This window comes from Streptomyces maremycinicus (genome assembly GCF_001184025.1).
Lineage (GTDB): Bacteria > Actinomycetota > Actinomycetes > Streptomycetales > Streptomycetaceae > Streptomyces > Streptomyces maremycinicus.
This window is the reverse complement of sequence record NZ_BBYG01000012.1, coordinates 379,536-397,225: the sequence shown is the minus strand read 5'-3', so window position 1 is coordinate 397,225 and position 17,690 is coordinate 379,536. Positions and strand designations below refer to the sequence as shown.

The 17,690-nt window shown below is 73.1% G+C and carries 16 protein-coding genes and 1 pseudogene; 8 read left to right on the top strand and 9 right to left on the bottom strand.

What is annotated here, in order from left to right; genetic code table 11:
* The first annotated feature begins 87 nt into the window (after positions 1-87).
* From AOQ37_RS14865 to AOQ37_RS40430, 5 genes and pseudogenes are all read left to right on the top strand, one after another.
* Positions 88-906 (top strand): helix-turn-helix domain-containing protein, encoded by an 819-nt coding sequence (locus AOQ37_RS14865; RefSeq protein WP_062644961.1) that lies wholly within the window; start codon positions 88-90, stop codon positions 904-906.
* Positions 903-1,142, top strand: a complete 240-nt coding sequence (locus tag AOQ37_RS14860; RefSeq protein ID WP_306305214.1) for a DUF397 domain-containing protein — start codon at positions 903-905, stop codon at positions 1,140-1,142. Before AOQ37_RS14865 ends, AOQ37_RS14860 begins: the two co-directional genes overlap by 4 nt.
* Before the next feature lie 9 nt (positions 1,143-1,151).
* The gene (locus AOQ37_RS14855) at positions 1,152-1,397 is read left to right on the top strand and encodes a hypothetical protein (RefSeq protein ID WP_062644960.1); all 246 of its coding nucleotides are present in this window, start codon (positions 1,152-1,154) and stop codon (positions 1,395-1,397) included.
* Positions 1,398-1,415: 18 nt separating this feature from the next.
* Positions 1,416-1,952 (top strand): annotated as a pseudogene (locus tag AOQ37_RS14850) (carboxylesterase family protein); the annotation flags it as partial.
* 26 nt (positions 1,953-1,978) lie between these two features.
* Entirely contained in the window at positions 1,979-2,125 is a 147-nt protein-coding gene (locus AOQ37_RS40430) for a hypothetical protein (RefSeq protein WP_159401342.1), read from the top strand.
* A gap of 44 nt (positions 2,126-2,169) precedes the next feature.
* Here AOQ37_RS40430 and AOQ37_RS14845 read toward each other — a convergent pair whose 3' ends face one another.
* Together AOQ37_RS14845 and AOQ37_RS14840 are read right to left on the bottom strand one after the other, a co-directional pair.
* On the bottom strand, positions 2,170-2,883 hold the full coding sequence (locus AOQ37_RS14845) for an MOSC domain-containing protein (protein WP_199825010.1): 714 nt from the start codon (positions 2,881-2,883) through the stop codon (positions 2,170-2,172).
* Between the two features lie 57 nt (positions 2,884-2,940).
* The gene (locus AOQ37_RS14840) at positions 2,941-3,609 is read right to left on the bottom strand and encodes an O-methyltransferase (RefSeq protein ID WP_062644958.1); all 669 of its coding nucleotides are present in this window, start codon (positions 3,607-3,609) and stop codon (positions 2,941-2,943) included.
* 226 nt (positions 3,610-3,835) lie between these two features.
* On the opposite strand from AOQ37_RS14840, the gene AOQ37_RS14835 reads away from it, so the two are divergent.
* Positions 3,836-4,561: a DUF4142 domain-containing protein gene (locus AOQ37_RS14835; RefSeq protein ID WP_062644957.1), complete on the top strand. Its 726-nt coding sequence runs from the start codon at positions 3,836-3,838 to the stop codon at positions 4,559-4,561.
* 66 nt (positions 4,562-4,627) lie between these two features.
* Here the strand turns inward: AOQ37_RS14835 and AOQ37_RS14830 are convergent, their stop codons facing one another.
* Positions 4,628-8,059, bottom strand: coding sequence for a S8 family peptidase (locus AOQ37_RS14830; protein ID WP_159401341.1), 3,432 nt, complete (start codon positions 8,057-8,059; stop codon positions 4,628-4,630).
* A 136-nt stretch (positions 8,060-8,195) separates the two neighbouring features.
* On the bottom strand, positions 8,196-9,845 hold the full coding sequence (locus tag AOQ37_RS14825) for a glycoside hydrolase family 13 protein (RefSeq protein ID WP_199825009.1): 1,650 nt from the start codon (positions 9,843-9,845) through the stop codon (positions 8,196-8,198).
* Positions 9,846-10,112: 267 nt separating this feature from the next.
* On the opposite strand from AOQ37_RS14825, the gene AOQ37_RS14820 reads away from it, so the two are divergent.
* A complete protein-coding gene (locus AOQ37_RS14820) occupies positions 10,113-11,090 on the top strand; it encodes an LAETG motif-containing sortase-dependent surface protein (protein WP_062644954.1) in 978 nt (325 codons plus the stop codon).
* Positions 11,091-11,281: 191 nt separating this feature from the next.
* Here the strand turns inward: AOQ37_RS14820 and AOQ37_RS14815 are convergent, their stop codons facing one another.
* Positions 11,282-12,241, bottom strand: coding sequence for a nucleoside hydrolase (locus AOQ37_RS14815; RefSeq protein ID WP_062644953.1), 960 nt, complete (start codon positions 12,239-12,241; stop codon positions 11,282-11,284).
* Positions 12,242-12,298: 57 nt separating this feature from the next.
* Entirely contained in the window at positions 12,299-13,675 is a 1,377-nt protein-coding gene (gene thrS, locus AOQ37_RS14810; protein WP_267888009.1) for a threonine--tRNA ligase, read from the bottom strand.
* A 355-nt stretch (positions 13,676-14,030) separates the two neighbouring features.
* Between thrS and AOQ37_RS14805 the strand changes: the two genes are divergently transcribed.
* Positions 14,031-14,816, top strand: a complete 786-nt coding sequence (locus tag AOQ37_RS14805; RefSeq protein WP_062644952.1) for a hypothetical protein — start codon at positions 14,031-14,033, stop codon at positions 14,814-14,816.
* A gap of 89 nt (positions 14,817-14,905) precedes the next feature.
* Here AOQ37_RS14805 and AOQ37_RS14800 read toward each other — a convergent pair whose 3' ends face one another.
* The 3 genes from AOQ37_RS14800 to AOQ37_RS14790 all read right to left on the bottom strand — a co-directional run bounded on the left by AOQ37_RS14800 (position 14,906) and on the right by AOQ37_RS14790 (position 17,638).
* Positions 14,906-15,637, bottom strand: coding sequence for a GAF and ANTAR domain-containing protein (locus AOQ37_RS14800; protein WP_062644951.1), 732 nt, complete (start codon positions 15,635-15,637; stop codon positions 14,906-14,908).
* A gap of 94 nt (positions 15,638-15,731) precedes the next feature.
* Positions 15,732-16,634 (bottom strand): TIGR03943 family putative permease subunit, encoded by a 903-nt coding sequence (locus AOQ37_RS14795; RefSeq protein WP_062644950.1) that lies wholly within the window; start codon positions 16,632-16,634, stop codon positions 15,732-15,734.
* Complete coding sequence (locus AOQ37_RS14790; protein WP_078890196.1) at positions 16,631-17,638, bottom strand: permease; 1,008 nt, start codon at positions 17,636-17,638, stop codon at positions 16,631-16,633. The genes AOQ37_RS14795 and AOQ37_RS14790 overlap by 4 nt, the downstream gene beginning before the upstream one ends.
* Positions 17,639-17,690 lie beyond the last annotated feature (52 nt).

Below are 17,690 nucleotides of genomic sequence, written 5' to 3'. Positions count from 1 at the left end.
GTAATCTGACGCCGAACGAGTCGCGCGTCACGGCGCGTTGAACAGAGGAGCGGCCGAGCCTTGAGGCGCGAACCAACGGCACGTCAGATGCGCGTGGCGACCGAACTGCGCAGACTCCGGGAGGCGGCAGACCTCAACGCCCGCCAGGCGGCAGCGCTGCTCGGCGTGAGTCCCGCCCAGATCACCCACATCGAGTCCGGACTCGCGGGCGTGAGCGAGACGCGGCTTCGCCGTCTCGCGTCCCACTACTCCTGCACGGACGACGCGTTCATCGACGCCCTGGTGGCGATGGCCATCGACCGAACGCGCGGCTGGTGGGAGGAATACCGGGGGCTGTTGCCGGCGTCATTCCTGGACCTGTCGGAGTTGGAGCACCACTCTCGATCCCAGGCCAATGTGGCCGTTCTGTTCGTGCCGGGCCTCTTGCAGACGGAGGAGTACGCCCGTGCCGTGTTCTCCAACAGGATCCCTGAACTCAGCTCTGATGACATCGAGTTGCGCGTTCAGCACCGCAAGGCGCGCCGCGTGGTCATCGAACGTGTGGCACCCATCGGTTTCGAAGCGGTGATCCACGAGGCGGCCTTGCGCATCAGGGTCAGCGACCGCGCCGCGTCACGAGTCCAGCTCACACGCATCTTGGACCTCTCCGAAGCGGATCACATCAGCGTCCGCGTCATCCCTCTCGACCTCGACGGCTTCTCCAGGGGTGGCAGCACCATGCACTACCTGAGCGGCCCGGTCCCCAGACTGGACACGGTGGTCCGCGACGCTCCTCACGGTGCGGCCCTGGTCGATTCCGAGGCTCAGCTTGCCGAGTACCGCGCACGGTTCCATAAAGTGGAAGCCGCGTCACTCGACCCCCATCGCTCGCGTGACTTCATCCACAGGCTGGTAAAGGAGCTGTGAGGCTCGCTGTGACTCCCGCGAACTGGCAGAAGTCGAGCTACTCCGACGGCGGCGACGGCAACGACTGCGTGGAGCTTGGCTCCGCCGCCGCCACGCTCCACCTCCGTGAGTCCGACGACCCCGGCGCCGTGCTCGCCACCGCCCCGGCCCCCGTCGCTCGGTTTCTGCACGCCATACGCGCAGGAACTCCCGGAATTGTGGCCTCCATCACAGCCCGCGCAGGCCGCGCCTGCTGAAGTGACCGGATGATCGGTCTCATCGTGCGCGCCCTCCCGTTCTGGGTGCGCGAACCCCTGCTCGTCGTCGTCGGCGTGCCCTTCAGCGTCCTCCTGTTCTACGCGGCCATCCGGGACCGGGAGTGGATCGGAGCCGCCCTCGGCACCGCCGTCGCCGTGTTCACCGCCGTCCGCATCCACACGATCAGGCGTGCCCTCCAGACCCGTCGCCAGGCGAAGGCCCTGGAAGGCATGAAGCGCATCGAGGGCATCTAGGGAACGGGCGGGGGCACGGTGACGGGCACGGGTGCGGGTGCGGGTGCGGGGGATCGGGCCCGGGCGGGGGCCGAGTTCCGGACCGTCGGCGGCCCGGTCCGCGGCCGGCGGTCGGCCGACGGGGTCACCGCCGTACTCGGCGTTCCCTACGCCGCCCCACCCTTCGGCGCGAACCGCTTCCGCGCGCCGCGGCCCGCCCCCGGCTGGAGCGCGCCGCGGGACGGCACGGCGTTCGGACCCGTCGCGCCGCAGTCCGCCGAGCTGCCCGGCGCACCGGTGTGGCGGCCGGGTGACGAGGACGTGCTCACCGTCAACGTGTGGGCGCCGCCCTCGCCGGACGGCGGCCCGCTGCCGGTGCTCTTCTGGATCCACGGCGGCGCCTACACCTTCGGCTCCTCCGCCCAGCCCGACTTCGACGGCACCGCGCTCGCCCGGGCCGGAGTGGTCGTGGTCAGCTGCAACTACCGCGTCGGCTTCGAGGGGTTCGGCCATGTGCCGGGCTTTCCCGACAACCGTGGACTGCTCGACCAGGTGGCCGCACTGCGCTGGGTCCGGCCACCCTGCTCTACACGCTGATCGGTGTGGGCCGCACGACCTACATCCTCTATCAGTGGGCCGATACCGGGAAACGGGCCGCGGTGCGGCGGACGAACACGTTTGTCGTCGTGTCGACCACGGCCGTTTATCTGATCGCCAACGCCGTGAGCATCGGATTCGCGGTCACCTGACGGCCCTCGTCCGCGCACTCACCCGGCGGGGCTCGGCCCCGCAGTCACCCCACGCGGTGCGGGCCCGCGCTCAGTACCACCTCGTCGCCCACCGACACCTTCCCCGCTCGCCGCACCTCGAAGTAGGCGCCGAAGGCGACGCCGCCGTCCTGCGCCCGGCGGTAGTCCGCGAGGGTGCGCAGGGGTTCCGGGCCCGAGCGGCGGCCGGTGCGCTGGTCGACCATCGTGATGGCGCAGCGGATCGTGTCCTCGGTGAAGGCCAGTTCGGTGCCGGCGATGGTGAGGCGGGCCGCGCCGTCCTCCGTGTGGGGGGTGTCCCAGCCGTCCACCACCAGGTTGGGCCGGAAGCGGTTCATCGGAAGGGGCACGGCTCCGCGTCCGGCGATCCGCTCGTTCAGGGCGTCCAGACTGGCCCGGGAGACGAGGTGCAGCCGGCCGTTGTTCCCGGCCGGGGGACGGACCAGGGTGCTCGGGGTGCCCAGTACCTCCGTGAGCCAGTCGTGCACGTCCGCGGCGTCCGCCCGCACCGGGTCCCGGCCGGGCGCCCGCAGCGTCAGCTCACCCTCCGTCAGTTCCGGGGTGATCAGGGCCAGCCCGGGGTCGCCCCACTGCCAGCGCAGGTCGCCCTTCTCGTCGGCGACCGCGTAGGTGCGGTCGTGCAGCAGGCCGGTGCTCGTCAGTTCGGCCTCCGACAGCTCCGTGCCCGCGCAGCCCTTCACCGGGTAGTACGTGATCCCCGCCAATCGCGCGATCGTCATCCCCACGCCCCCTCGCCCGTCCGACTCGGTCCGACCCTGTCCGCCCCGGTTCAGGGCTCAGTCCGTCACCAGCGCCAGTACGAAACCGTCGTACCCTTTTCCGCCCACCGTCTGCACCGCCGTCGCGGTCAACCTCGGGTGCCGCCCGATGAGTTCGGTGAACTCGCGGACCCCCCGGACGCGGGGATCCGTGCTGTCGGCGTCCGTGACCGCGCCCTCGCGCACCACGTTGTCGCCGACGATGACGCTGCCGGGGCGGGTCAGCCGCAGGGCCCACTCCAGGTAGAGCGGGTTGGACGGCTTGTCCGCGTCGATGAAGACCAGGTCGAAGCGTTCCGCGCCGAGCTCGGCGGCCAGCACCGGCAGGGTGTCCGAGGCCTTGCCGACCCGCAGGTCCACCACCCCGTCCAGGCCCGCGTCCGCGATGTTCGCCGCCGCCACCTGCGCGTGCCGCTCGTCCGCCTCCAGGGTCACCAGGCGGCCGCCCTCGGGCAGGGCGCGGGCCAGCCACAGCGTGCTGTAGCCGCCGAGGGTGCCGATCTCCAGAATCCTGCGCGCCCCCCGCACGCGGGCGATCAGGTGCAGCAGCTTGCCCTGGTTGGGCGCCACCTGGTGCGGTGGCAGACCCGCCGCCTCGCTGCCCTCGCCCGCCGCCCGGAGGGCATCGTCCTCCTCCACCAGCAGGCCGTTGAAGTAGTCGTCGACGGCGGTCCAGATCTGCTGCACGGGGGGTCCCTTCGTCGTCCCGTACGGGCCTCACCGAGGGCCAGTAGGTTCCTTATGGGAACTTACTCGTGCGCGGGAGCCCCGTCCATCAACTTTTCACTCGGGACGGTGAGTACGATCGGCCCCGCGTCCGTACTCCTGTGCGTCCGCCCCCACGGACCCAGCACTTCGACACATCGGCGGAATCCCCGACCGGGCAGGAGGCACGGTGCCAATTTCGCGAAACATGGTGGGAACCCTGTTCGTCGGCGGTGCGCTGACGCTGACACTCAGCGCGCTCGCCTACCCATCGATGCTCGGACTTGACACCGTGTCGACCTCGACCGACCGGATCATCGCCAATACCCAGTGGGGCCCCCTGACGGAAGCCGACCGCAACTTCGTCGTGGCGGTGCGCGCGGCCGGTCTGTGGGAGTACCCGGTCGGGCAGATCGGGCTCCAGAAGGGGCAGAGCAAGGGCGTCATCACCGCCAGCCAGCACCTGATCGACGGACACGCGGCGCTGGACACCACCTGCCGCAAGATCGCGCCGATGCTCAACATCACGATCCCGAACGTGGCCAGCCCGCAGCAGGAAGGGTTCGTCAACACCCTGAAGGCCGACCAGGGCAAGCAGTTCGACATCGACTTCGCCAACATCCTGCGCCAGACGCACGGTTCGATCTTCAACACGGTGGCGAAGATCCGCTCGACCACGAAGAACACCCTGGTGCGCGCGCTGGCCGACCAGGCCAACGACACCGTCCTGGACCACATCACGGTGATGGAGCAGACCGGCCTGGTCGACTTCGACACCACGCTGTTCAACCAGACCACCCCGCCTAAGCTGCCCAAGTCGGACATGACCCCGCCGGTCCCGCCGGCCGGCCAGCCGCTGATCGTCCTCACCCCGCCGCCGACCGCCACGGCCACCCCCGTGGACATCGGCGCCATCGTGGGCAACGGCCAGTAGACCTGGCCCGGAGAGCGACGGAGGGGGCCCGGCCGGTGTCTGTCGGCCGGGCCCGCTCTCGTCCGCCTACACGGTCCGGTAGGCGTTGCGGATCGTCTGGGTCAGGGTGTTGCCCTGCCGGTCGACCACGACGGCGCGCAGCGAGACGCTCTGCCCGGCCGCGGGATTGCGGACCAGGAAGCCGCCCTTGACCACCTTCACCTTCTTCCAGGTCGTTCCGTCGTTTCCGTCGTGACCGACCTCGACGGTGAGCGACTCGAGGTTCTTTCCGGCGGCGGCGCCGAGCACCGTCACCGGAACCCGGAGCACCGCCCCGGCCTCGGCCGTCGAGTCGAGGCCCAGCCGCGGTGCGAAGCGGACGACGGAGACGGGCAGCTTCTCCTCGGCGGCGGTGTGGCCGGAGGTGAAGGTCCAGGCCGCCGAGACCTCGGTGGGCGCGGCGGCGGGACCGCCGCGGGTCGCGGTCGCCGTGAGCCGGAAGTCACCGGGCTCCGCCGGGACGGTGACGGCGTTCCAGCAGCCCAGGAGATCCGGTGTGGAGGCCACCTCGACGCCGTCCCGGTACAGCGTGGCGGTCAGGGTGTCCTCGTAGGCGTAGCTCCAGTTGCCGGTGCCGTCCCGGAAGGGGGTGAGGCATCCGGTGAGGGAGTCGCCGGTGCGCGATACGCCCTCACCGGCCTCCAGCCCGGGGCCGAAGACGCCCACTCCCAGGTCCCGGCGGTACGACCGGCCGGCCTCGTAGTGCTGTATCCCCGTGGCGTACGACAGCTCGGGGTAGCTCCCCGTCTCGTCGAACTGATCCAGCCCGATGGCCCAGTCGTTGCCCTCCGTCGTCACGTACGTCTTCGTCGCCACGGGCAGCGGCCGCATGACGCCGGGGCTGATGAGGGAACCGAAGACGTCCGGGACGAACGGCCGGGCGAAGAGCACGCCCTGACGGCCGGCGACCGTGGCCCCCTCGGCGGTGCTGATCTCCGCCATCCCGGTCCGCTTCGCCGTCCGTGCGAAACCGGTGGCCAGCCGGGTCACCTTGCCGCCGTACGAGTAGCGGTACTCCTCGGTCCCGTGGATGTCGAGCGCGTCGAACTCCTGGTAGAGGGTGCCCTCGGTGGAGAAGTCCGGACCGAGCTGTGCGCTGCGCAGCGACGTGAAGGAGGACGCGCTCATGCCGGTCGAAGTGTTGAAATCGGGAGTGGTCAGCTCGGTGAACATCTCGGCGTGCACCCGTTCCGCGGCCGGATCGACGCCGGTGATGTCGATCGGCTTCGCGGTACGCGCGTCCAGCGTGACCGTCGTGTCCTCGGTGACCTCGAAGTGCGGTGCGGTGATCCGGCTGTCGGTCCCGTCCGCGCCGGAGATCGTCGCGTCGAGGAAGTAGACGCCCTTCGGCAGCCGGGCCGTGTAGGTGCCGGTCAGGCTTACCGTCGCGTAGTCGTGGCCCGCGACACCGAGGCCCGTGAGTCCGTACAGGGCGGGCCAGTAGTCGGTGGCCGGCTCGCCGTCGGTGCCGAGATGCCGCACCGTCACGTCGTACGTCTCGACCTCCCGCTCGACGGCAGCCGTCGTCCGGACGGTCTGATCCGTCCCGCGGGCCGTCACGGTCCCCGTGTACACCCCGTCGAGGTCGCCTCCGGGCCGGGTGTCGGCCGTCAGGCCGACGGTGGCGGTGCCGTTCGCGGGCACGGTCAGCCGCTGCGCGTCGAGCGTGAACATGTCCGCCGGAGCGGGCTTCCCGTCGGGTCCGACACCGGCCGCCGACAGGTCGAGGGTGACCGGCTCGCTGCCGAGGTTGCGATAGGTGAGCCGCTCGGTGACGGGTGCGTCGTCCGCGTGCGGGTAGGACTGCCGGGCGAACGCCACCGCGGTCGGCTCGGAGACGACCGTCTGCCCGAGGGCAGCGGCGACGTCGACGCGACCGCCGCCCTCGGCGAACGCGCCCGCGCCGACCGGCCGGGCGCCGGCCACGAGCGCGGCCTTGAGCTCCGCGCTCTTCCAGCCGGGATGCTGCTGCTTGAGCAGCGCCGCCGCGCCCGCCACATGCGGGGTGGCCATCGAGGTGCCCGAGATCGTGGCGTACCCGGGCGGCTGCTCGCCGTCCTCGCGGGCTATGACGCTGTCCGGCGCCACGGCGGCGGTGATGTCCACGCCGGGCGCCGTGATGTCCGGCTTGACCACGAGGCTGTCGGCGGTCGGGCCACGGCCGGAGAAGGACGCGACGGTGTCGTTCGCGTCGACCGCGCCCACGGCCAGCGCCTTCTCGGCACTGGCGGGGGAGGAGACGGTGCCCGCGTCCGGGCCCGTGTTGCCCGCGGCGGCCACGACGAGGAGGCCGCTCTCGGTCGTGACCCGGTCGACGGCCTCTTCCACCGGATCGATACCGGGCTGGTCCTGCCCGCCCAGACTCAGGTTGACGATGTCCGCCTGCTGGGCGGCAGCCCATTCCAGGCCGGCGATGATCGCGGAGAAGCTGCCGTAGCCGTCGTCGCCGAGCACCTTGCCGTCGAGGATGCGGGCGCCCGGTGCGACCCCCTCGTAGGTGCCGCCGGACTTCGCTCCGGTACCGGCCGCGATGGACGCCACGTGGGTGCCGTGGCCGAAGCGGTCCTTGGCGTCCGGTGAGCCGGAGAAGTTCCGCTCGGCCTCCTGCCGGCCCGCGAGGTCGGGGTGCGTCTCGTCGACGCCGGTGTCCAGGACCGCGATCCGCACCCCGTGGCCGTCGTAACCGGCCTGCCGGGCGGCGGGCACACCGATCTGCGCCGTGCTCTTGTCCAGGCTCGCCCGGCGCACGCCGTCGAGGGAGATCCACCGTATGCCGGGGGCGGCGGCGCGCTGTCCGGTGCGGGCCGTGCCGGAGGGCCGGGTCAGGGTCTTCCAGACGTCTCCCGCCGAGGCGTCGGGCACGGTGAGCGCCTCGGCGCCGATCCGGGGGAGCGAGCGGCGGAGGGCCGCGTCGCCGTCCGCGCGCAGTGCGGACCTCAGGCTCCGGCCCGCCTCGGCGGCGGCGGCGCCCGCGGACGCGTCGCGGTAGGCGACGATCAGCCCGGTGTCCGCCGCGTGGCGCTCGCGGTACGCCACGGCGTCGAGTTCCTTGATGTCGAACAGCCGCTCGTCGACCTGGCCCGCGTCCAGCAGCGGCCCGGCGTCGGACGGGAGGACCAGGGTGCGGTCCTCGGTCCGCTCGATCCGGACGGGTAGGTGCTCGCGGCCCTCGCCGGGCACGATCCGCACCGGCTCGCCCGCCGCGCTCACACCCACCCGGTCACCCGTGATCAGGGTGATCCAGTGGGTCGCGGGGGCGGCGGTACCGCTCCCCGCGGCGGCGGGCGGCACGGCCGCCGCCGCGGCGGCTCCGGCCGGGAGCGCGCCGGCCGTACCCGCCACCAGCGCGAGCGCCGCCGCCAGGACCGCCTTGCCGGGCCCGTGCCGTCCTCCGAGCTGTCGTCCGTGCTGTCGGCCGTGCCGTCGTCCGTGCTGTCTTCCGCGCAACTGTCCGCGCAACTGTCCTCCTCAGAGAGGAAATTCGGGCACACGACGGAACATGTGCCTCACTCTCAACAGACGTGGTGCGCGGACCGGAATGTTTCACTTCCACTTGGTCCCGGTCGGTGACGGCACGGGTCCGCCGGGACAGGACCTAGGCCAGCCAGACCGTCGTGTCCGGGCCCAGCCGTCCGTCGTCGTCGAGCGGGGCGCTGCTCAGCAGCACCTCGCCCGGCGGCAGCGGCACCGGCGCGTCCGACAGGTTGGTGACGCACCGCCAGCCGTCGTGGCGGGCGAAGGCGAGCACGCCCGGCGGGATGTCGCCGCGCAGCCAGCCGAGCTCCTCGCCGTCGAGCAGCTTGCGGCGCAGGCGCAGGGCCGTGCGGTAGAGCTCCAGGGTGGAGCCCTGCACCCCGTCCTGGGCCTCGACGGCGTACCGCGCGAAGTACGGCGGCTGCGGCAGCCAGGCACCGGCCGCGCCGAAGCCGTACGAGGCTCCCGTCGTCGTCCAGGGCAGCGGCACCCGGCAGCCGTCCCTGCCCTTGCGGACCCGGCCCGTCTGTTCCCAGAGCGGGTCCTGGAGCACCTCCACCGGCAGTTCGGCGACCTCGGGCAGGCCCAGCTCCTCGCCCTGGTAGACGTACGAGGATCCCGGCAGCGCCAGCATCAGCAGCGTCGCCGCGCGGGCCCGGCGCAGGCCGGCCGCCTCGTCGACGCGCGGTGCGTGGCCGCCCGAGAGGAGCCAGGCGTTGTCGTCCGTGCCCGGCGGCAGCATGAGCCGGGAGGCGTGGCGCAGGACGTCGTGGTTGGAGAGCACCCAGGTGGCCGAGGCTCCGACGGCCCGCGCGGTGGCCAGGGAGTCCGAGACGACCGTACGGATCTCCTCGGCGTCCCAGCCCGCCTGGAGATACTCGAAGTTGAATGCCTGGTTCAGTTCCTCGGGACGGGCGTAGAGGGCGCGGCGGGCACCCGGGACCCAGGCCTCGGCGACCGCCGTGCGCGGCGGGGTGTAGGAGTCGAGGACGCGGCGCCAGTCGCGGTAGATCTCGTGCACCTCGTCGCGGTCGTAGAACGGGTGGGTGCCCGGGGGCAGGTGGGCGAGGGCGTCCTCGCCGACCGGTTCCGGGGTCCCGAGGTCGCGCAGGGGTTCGGTGAGGTCCTTGGCGAGGGCGTGCGCCACGTCCACCCGGAAGCCGTCGACGCCCCGGTCGGACCAGAAGCGCAGGGTGGTGCGGAAGTCCTCGTGGACCTCCTCGTGGTCCCAGTTGAGGTCGGGCTGCTCGCGGGCGAACAGGTGCAGGTACCACTGGCCGTCGGGGACCCGCTGCCAGGCGCTGCCGCCGAAGACCGACTGCCAGTCGGTGGGCGGGAGTTCGCCGCCCGTGCCGCGCCCGTCCCGGAAGACGTAGCGCTCGCGGGCCGGGGAGCCGGGGCCGGCGGCCAGCGCCTCCTGGAACCACCGGTGCAGGTGGGAGGTGTGGTTGGGGACGAGGTCGACGATCACCTTCAGACCGAGGCGGTGGGCCTCGGCGGCCAGCGCGTCGAAGTCGTCCAGCGAGCCCAGGCGCGGGTCGACGTCCCGGTGGTCGGCGACGTCGTAGCCGCCGTCGGCCAGCTCGGACGGGTAGAAGGGGGAGAGCCAGAGGGCGTCCACGCCGAGGCCCGCCAGGTGGGGCAGCCGCTCGGTGACACCCCGCAGGTCCCCGAGTCCGTCGCCGTCGGCGTCGGCGAAACTGCGCGGATAGACCTGGTAGACGACGGCCTGTCGCCACCAGTCGGGGCGGTGGGAGGAGAAGTCGGTCATGAGCGGAAGCCTGTCCATTCCGCCCGGAAAGTGAACGTGCGGGCCCTTCGGAGTGGATGGCTCCGCACGTGGCGGAGGTGTGATGAAACCTTGAACTCCCAGAGGTTTGAGGCAGGTTGACAGCGGTCCGTGATCCGCATGACGATGGGCGCACGCTGTGGCCCCTGTGACCGGAGGGCCCGGTGTTTCTTCTTCTGATCTGACCAATCAGCCCCGGCCGCTCAACTCCGGCCGATGAGTCCTGGCATTCGCCAAGAATGGATTCGCATGTCCATAGCGAGACGTCTCACCGCACGCCGCCTGCTGGGGACGGGCGCCGCTTCGCTCACCCTGTGCGCCGCCTCCCTCGCCGCCGCCTCCGGCGCCTTCGCCGGCACCGGCACTCCCGGCGGCGACGGCTGGAAGTCCGGCGGCCAGTACCAGCCGGGGACGGGCGCGGGCACCGAGACGGGCGCCGACCGCTGCCAGTTCTCGCTCGACGGCACCCACTTCTACGACTCGGTCCGGGTCGACGACCAGAACCTCAAGCCGACCGACGACGGCAAGATCCACGTCAAGGTCCGCGCGGCCGGCGACGCGTCGACGTGCACCGCCTCCCTCGCCTCCTACCTGGCCCACGGCCCCAGCTTCGCCACCTCCGGCGAGCAGGTCTTCATCGACTTCGACAGCGTCACGGTCAAGCCGGGCCAGACCGACTCCCTCGACATCGCCGTGCCCGACGCGGGCTGCTACGCCCAGATCGACCTCTACCGCGGCGCGGTCAAGTTCGACGGCGAGCTCGACGCGAAGGACGGCTTCGTCCACGGCGACCTGCCCAAGGGGCCGGACCGCCCGGTCATCAAGGACAAGCTGATCGCGGCCTGGAACGGCGGCACGAAGGACTGCACGGTGACCGAGCAGCCCCCGTCGTCACCGCCGGCCGGGGGCGGCGGGGCCCCGTCGCCGTCCGCCTCGACGCCGTCGGAGCCGTCGAAGCCCTCGGAGCCGTCCGGGTCCCCGTCCGGAAGCACGTCCGCGTCGCCGTCGCCTTCGGCGTCGGAGTCGGAGTCCGGCACGCCGACGCCGTCCGCCTCCGCGTCCACCGGCGCGCCCGCCCCCACGCCGAACGGCGGCGGCGGCGGTGACCTCGCCGAGACCGGTGCGGACAGCAACACCCCGCTGATCGCGGGCGGCGCGGCCGCGCTGCTCCTCGGTGGCGCGGCGATCGTGGTCGCCACCCGCCGCCGCAAGGCCCTGCGCGGCTGACCTGGCCGACCCGACAGACACGGCCGACACGGCCGACGTGACATGGCCGAGGTGACATGGCCGAGGTGACGCGGGCCCGGGGGTGAACGCTCCCGGGCCCGCGTTCCGTGCGCGAGGAGCCGGTGGGGTACGGCCGGGGTGCCGGGGCCGGGGGCTGTCGGGGTGGCGGGGCCGGGGGGCGGTCGGGGGGGTCAGCTCTCCAGCGCCGTCAGCCACAGCTTCACGTAGCGCTCCACGTCCACGTCCAGCGCCACGTCCACCAGCGTCTGTTCACGGACGCCCTCGTGGATCTCGGACTCGCCGGGACGCGGGCGGCGGTCGACGACCGTCTGGCCGCGGGCGGGACCCGGGCCCAGCGAGACCTCCACCGGGAGGAGTTCGGTGGTCAGGCCCGCCGGGTCGGCCACCGCGCAGACCGCGCCCGCGTCGCCGAGACCACCGGTCGGCGTCGGGTCGCCGGAGGTGGCCGGGTCACGGTGGGCGAGCAGTTCGCCGGCCAGCCGCAGCCGCGGCTCCGGGCTCGCCCGCAGCCGCGCCACGTCCGCCGCCGGTACCAGGACCCGCTTGAAGACGTCCAGGCCGTACATGGTGATCGGCACCCCCGCGGTGAGCAGGATCGCGGCCGCCTCCGGGTCGTGCCACACGTTGAACTCCGCGACCGGCGTGGCGTTCCCGGTCGTCACCGCGCCGCCCATGAACACGATCCGCTCGATGTTGGCCGTCACCTCCGGGTGGGTGCGCAGCAGCAGGGCGATGTTGGTCAGCGGGGCGGTGGGAACGAGGGTGACCGGGCGCGGGGAGGCGAGGATCTCCCGGCGCAGCAGCGTGACCGCGTCCACGTCGACCGGCCTGCGGGTGGGGGCGGGCAGACCCAGGTCGCCCATGCCGTCCTGCCCGTGCACATGGCTCGCCGTGCGGACCGGTTCGATCAGCGGTCGCGCGGCGCCCCGGGCCACCGGGATGTCACCGGCGCCCGCGTACTCCAGCACGGTCAGCGTGTTGCGGACCACGCCGTCCACGTCCGTGTTCCCCGCCACGCACGTCACCGCCCGCACGTCCAGGCCGGGATGGCGCACTGCGAACAGCAGGGCCAGGGCGTCGTCGACGCCCGTGTCGCAGTCGATGATCACGGGAATGGGCTGCTCGGTCACCTCGGGGACTCCTTCCGCACCACGGTCGCCGTCGCCACCGACCCTATGCGGGCGCGTTCACGCCCACAGTCCGGTGCCGCGCGCCGCCGCCCGCTGGCCGATCCGGCGGAGCAGTTCGTCGGCGGGCAGCTCCCCCGGGCGGCGGCCGTCGCGCAGCCGGACGGCGGCCAGGTCGCCGTGCGCCTCCCGCTCCCCGATCACCGCCTGGTACGGCACCAGCCTCGCCGCCCGGATCCGGGCCCCCAGGCTGCCCCGGTCCGGCCCGGCGAGCTCCGCCCGGAGACCGGCCGCCACCGCCCGCCGCACCAGCTCCGCCGCCCGTTCCTCCTGCGCCTCCGACACCGGCAGCACGACCAGCTGGACGGGCGCCAGCCACACCGGGAACGCGCCGCCGTGTTCCTCGAGGAGGTGTGCCACGGCCCGTTCCACACTGCCGATGACACTGCGGTGCACCATCACCGGCCGGTGTTTCGCCCCGTCGGCGCCGATGTAGGTCAGATCGAAGCGTTCCGGCTGGTGGAAGTCGATCTGGACGGTGGACAGGGTCGCCTCCCGGCCCGCCCGGTCGGTGATCTGGACGTCGATCTTCGGACCGTAGAACGCCGCCTCGCCCTCGACGGCCTCGTAGGCGACGCCCGCCTGCCGAAGGACCTCCCGGAGCAGGTCGGTGGCCCGCCGCCAGAGCTCCGGGTCGGCGACGTACTTACCGCCCTCGCCCGGCAGGGAGAGCCGGTACCGGGACGCGCGGATCCCCAGGTCCGCGTAGGCCCGGCCGATGAGCTCCAGGGCGGCCCCGGCCTCCTCGACGGCCTGGTCCAGGGTGCAGAAGACATGGGCGTCGTTGAGCTGGATGGCCCGGACCCGGGTCAGCCCGCCGAGCACACCGGACGGCTCTGAACGGTACATGCCGCCCAACTCCGCTATCCGCAGCGGAAGTTCGCGGTAACTGTGGGAGCGGGAGCGGTAGATGAGCGCGTGGTGGGGGCAGAGACTGGGACGCAGCACGACCTGTTCGGCTCCCAGCTCCATCGGCGGGAACATGTCCTCGCAGTAGTGGGCCCAGTGACCGGAGATCTCGTACAGCTCACGCTTGCCGAGGACCGGCGAGTACACGTGCCGGTAGCCGGCGGCGCGCTCGGCCCGGCGCACGTACTCCTCCAGGGCATGGCGTACGACCGCGCCGTCCGGCAGCCAGTACGGCAGGCCGGCGCCCATCAGGGGGTCGGTGTCGAAGAGACCGAGCTCGCGGCCGAGACGCCGGTGGTCATGGCCCTGCCCGCCGTCGCCGACACGGCCGTCGTGGTCGGTGGGGCTGTTGTGGTCGGTGGGGCTGTTGTGGCTGCCGTGTCCGTCGGGGCTGTCGGGGCCGTCGGCGCTGGTGCGGTCGGCGGGACCGTCATGGTCGTCGTGTCGTGGGTGCGGCTGGGCGTTCATGGGGGGGCTCCCTCGCTCGGGAAGGGGCGAGAGACCGGGGCACGTCGAAGCCCCGGGGCACTCGCCCCGGGGCTTCGGACATCGGTCCGTGGATCAGCGCGCCGGGACGGGGTCCGGCGTCGTCGTGAGGGACGGCTGGGCGCGCTTCATACCGGCGACCGTAGCAACGCGGTCCCGCGGGACGCGATCCGTTTTCCGCGGCCGCCGCTCCCCGGACCCGCCGCCCGCCACCCGCCACCCGCCACCCGCCCGCACCAACGCCGGTAACCCGTACGGCCCGCCGCGCTGGTCGGCTCGTGGCACCGGTGTTGCCGTGAGAGGAGGCACCCGCGCGCACTCCTGGAGGCACCCCCCGATGGCCCGTCGCACCCCCCTCGCCTCCACGTTCGTCCTCGTCACCGTCGCCGTCCTCACCAGCGGCTGTGCCACCCTCGGTCTGGAGCATCCGCCGACCGCCGATCCGGCCACCCCGAGCGTCGAGCGGTCCTCGGCCAGGCCCACCGCGCCGACCACCGCCCCCGGCCTCACCGAGGCGCAGGCGCGCGCCGCCCTCATCACCGACACCGACCTCGGCGCGCCCTGGACCCCGACCCGCGGCGCCGCCACCTGGCGGGACGGCATGCTCAAGGCGACCGCCTCCGTCCCCGAGTGCCAGAAACTCCTCGACGCCCTCTACGCCGACGAGCTGCTCGGCGCCCCGGCCCGCGCGGTCGTCGGACTCGACGACCCGGACGCCGGCGCCCAGCTGCGCTACCAGCTCAGCGGCAGCCGTCCGGCGGCGATCGACGCCAGGCTGGCCTGGCTGAAGACGATGCCCCAGAAGTGCGCCCGGTTCACCGCACGGGCGACCGGGGACACCGTGCTGGACGCGCAGGTCTCCGAGCTGGCGCTGCCGGAGGTGGGCGACGTCCGGCAGGGCCTGCGCGTGACCCTGACGATCTGGGCGACGTCCGAGAAGAACTCCGACGGCGACCCGACCGCCCTCACCCTGGACGTCGCCGCCGTCCGGGCGGGCGAGGACGCCTTCGCCCTCACCAACGGCGGACTCGGCGACGCGCCCAACGCGGCGACCCAGGCGGCCGTACAGCTCGGCGTCCGTCGCCTGGCGGACGTCAGGCAGCAGGGGAAGGTACAGGTCTGAGAGGTCGGAGAGACGCCGGAAGGGCCTCGGAGTGGGGCAGGGCTCCGGGGTGGGGGCCCGGCATCCCGGGGCGTAGGTGGGGGTGCGGGTCAGCGGGGCGGGTCGGCGTCCAGGCCCGTCCGCAGGGCGACCACCTCGTGGGACAGGTCCAGCACCGTGAGGCTGTGGGCGAAGGCGTGGCCGCGCAGCAGCGACAGCGCCTCCTCCGCGCCGACGCCGAGCTGGACCATGACCATCCCGACGGCCCGGTACACGTCGTCATGGTCGGTGGCGAGCGGGCTGAGCCAGCCGCCGAGGTCGTCCACGTCCCGCGGTCCGGCCCGCGACAGCGCCACCAGCGCCTCGGTCACGACCTCGGCCACCACGCGCGCGGTGCGGATCTCCTCGGCGGGAAGCTCGCCCGGCACGTCCCGGCAGAGGTCGAGGGTGCCCACGCACACCGTGCGGGTGCCCAGCGGCAGCGCGTACACCGACCGCACCCCGAGGGCCGCCGCCTGCTGGGCGAACACCGGCCAGCGGGCGGCGTCCCGGCCCGACAGCAGATCCGCGGCGCACACCACCGCACCGGTCGCCGCCGCCTCCAGTGAGGGCCCGTCCCCCAGGCTGACCTGCATCTCCATCACGAACGCGGCCCGCTCACCGCTCGCGCTCAGCGGCACCGGCATGCCGTCACCGCGCAGCGACATGCTCGCCCCGCTCACCGGCAGCAGCTTCAGTACGGCGTCACACAGCCGCTGGGGCACCTCGCGCGGACCGGCGCCGCGCGTCTCCTCGGCGATGACTCCGGCGATCTGGTCCCGATCCCGGTGGTTCACGGTCATCACCTGCCCTCACCTGCCATCACCTGCGTCGACGGGCCGGCCCACCTCTCGTGGTCCGCCGGGTACCCCTCGCCCACCGGGAGAACCTGCGCGGCTACGCCTTCTCGTACGGATCCGCGGGCTGCTTCACCCGCGTGACCGTGGCCGCGTCCAGGGCCGGCGGCCAGGCGGCGTCGGAGCCGAGGCTGCCCTTCGGCCGCCAGGTGCCGGTGACGGTGACCCAGGTGTCGGCGGGCAGGACGTCGTCGTCCGCGTCCCGGATCTCGACCTTGCCGGTGGTGGCGTCGGCGGCGCAGCAGGTGACGAGGAGGCGGGTGACGTACCACGTGCCGTCGTCGCCATGGGTGACGAAGCCGGTCATGCGGACGGTACGGCCCGACAGCGAACGTCCGCTGTCGTAGATCGCGCGTGAGCTGAACTCGGCGACGGTCAGCTCGACCGGGTTCCCGGCCGGGAGCGCGGGGAAGCTGCCGACGCCCTGCGCGGCCCGCTGGGCGGCCTCGCGGCCGGCGCTGTAGGAGCCGAGGGCCGGCGGCGGGAAGAGGAGGAGGGCGAGCGCGGGGAGGGTGAGCAGCCAGGCTACCCGGGGCCCGGCGGGCCCGTGGGAGTGCCCCTCGTGTCCCCCACCGCCTCGGTGAACACCGTCCTCCGCACGGTCACCGCCTTCGTGATCGCCGAGCTCGTGATCGCCGTCCCCACCACGGGCGCCGCCCCCATGCCCGCCGTCCCCGCGCCCGCCGTCCCCGTGATCGCCGTCCCCGTGATCGCCGTCCTCGTGATCGCCGTCCTCGTGAGGGCCGTCCTCGTGAGGGCCGGGCGGGCGGTGGTGCAGGACCGCCGTCACGACGCCCAGCAGCACCAGCGCGACCCCGGACACGATCAGGTAGGGGCGCAGGCCGGCCTGCACATAGCGCAGGTACAGATCGCCGAAGAGGGTGATCCGCAGGACCGCGCCGCCCGTCAGGAGGAGCAGCGCCGCCGGTCCGTACCGCCTCACAGCAGCCACCACCCCACGAGGACGCTGGCGGCCACGGCCACCACCCAGGTCGACGACGCGAACCGCACGGCGAAGGACCGGCCGAAGGTGCCCGCCTGGAGGGCGAGCAGCTTGAGGTCCACCATCGGGCCGACCACCATGAACGCCAGCCGCGCGGTGGGCGGGAAGGCGCTCAGGGAGGCGGCGACGAAGGCATCGGCCTCGCTGCACACGCACAGCACGACGGCCAGTACGGCCAGCAGCGGCACCGCGAGCCAGGGCGACCCGGTGAAGAGGTCGAGGACCGAGCGCGGGACGGCGATGTTGAAGGTCGCCGCGGCCGCAGCGCCCAGCACCAGGAAGCCGCCCGCGTGCAGGAAGTCGTGCTGGAGCCCGGTGAGGAAGGCGCGGGGTCCGGTGGCGGCCGCCGAGGCGGCCCCCCGCCCGGGCAGCCGCAGCCACTTCTCCTTGCCGAACCGCGCCCAGAGCCAGCCCATCACGACGGCGGTGCCGAGCGAGGCGAGCAGCCGGGCCAGGACCATCTCCGGCTGCCCGGGAAAGGCGATGGAGGTCGCGACGAGCACGACCGGATTGATCGCGGGTGCGGACAGCAGGAAGGCGAGGGCGGCCGCCGGGGCCACCCCGCGCCGCATCAGGCTCCCGGCCACCGGCACGGAGGCGCACTCGCAGCCGGGCAGCACGACCCCGGCCAGACCCGCGACCGGCACGGCGAGCGCGGGGTTGCGCGGCAGGAGCCGCCGGAACACCCGGTCCGGCACGAACGCGCCGATCGCCGCCGAGACGACCGTCCCGAGCAGCAGGAAGGGCACCCCCTGCACGGCGACGGCGGTGAACACCGTCCACCAGGCGGCCACCGGCGGGGTGTAGAGGTCGAGCGCGAGGAGCGGCCCGAGGACCGACACGACGGTCGCGATGGCGACCAGCGCGGCGCCGCCGAGCACGGCGTACACGGACGCCCGCACGACGACCCGCAGGCCGTCGGCCACAGTCCGTTGATTCTGCACGCCCAGCAAGCTAGCGGTGGCGGCTGTGCCCGACCGGCCGCTTTCCCAGGAG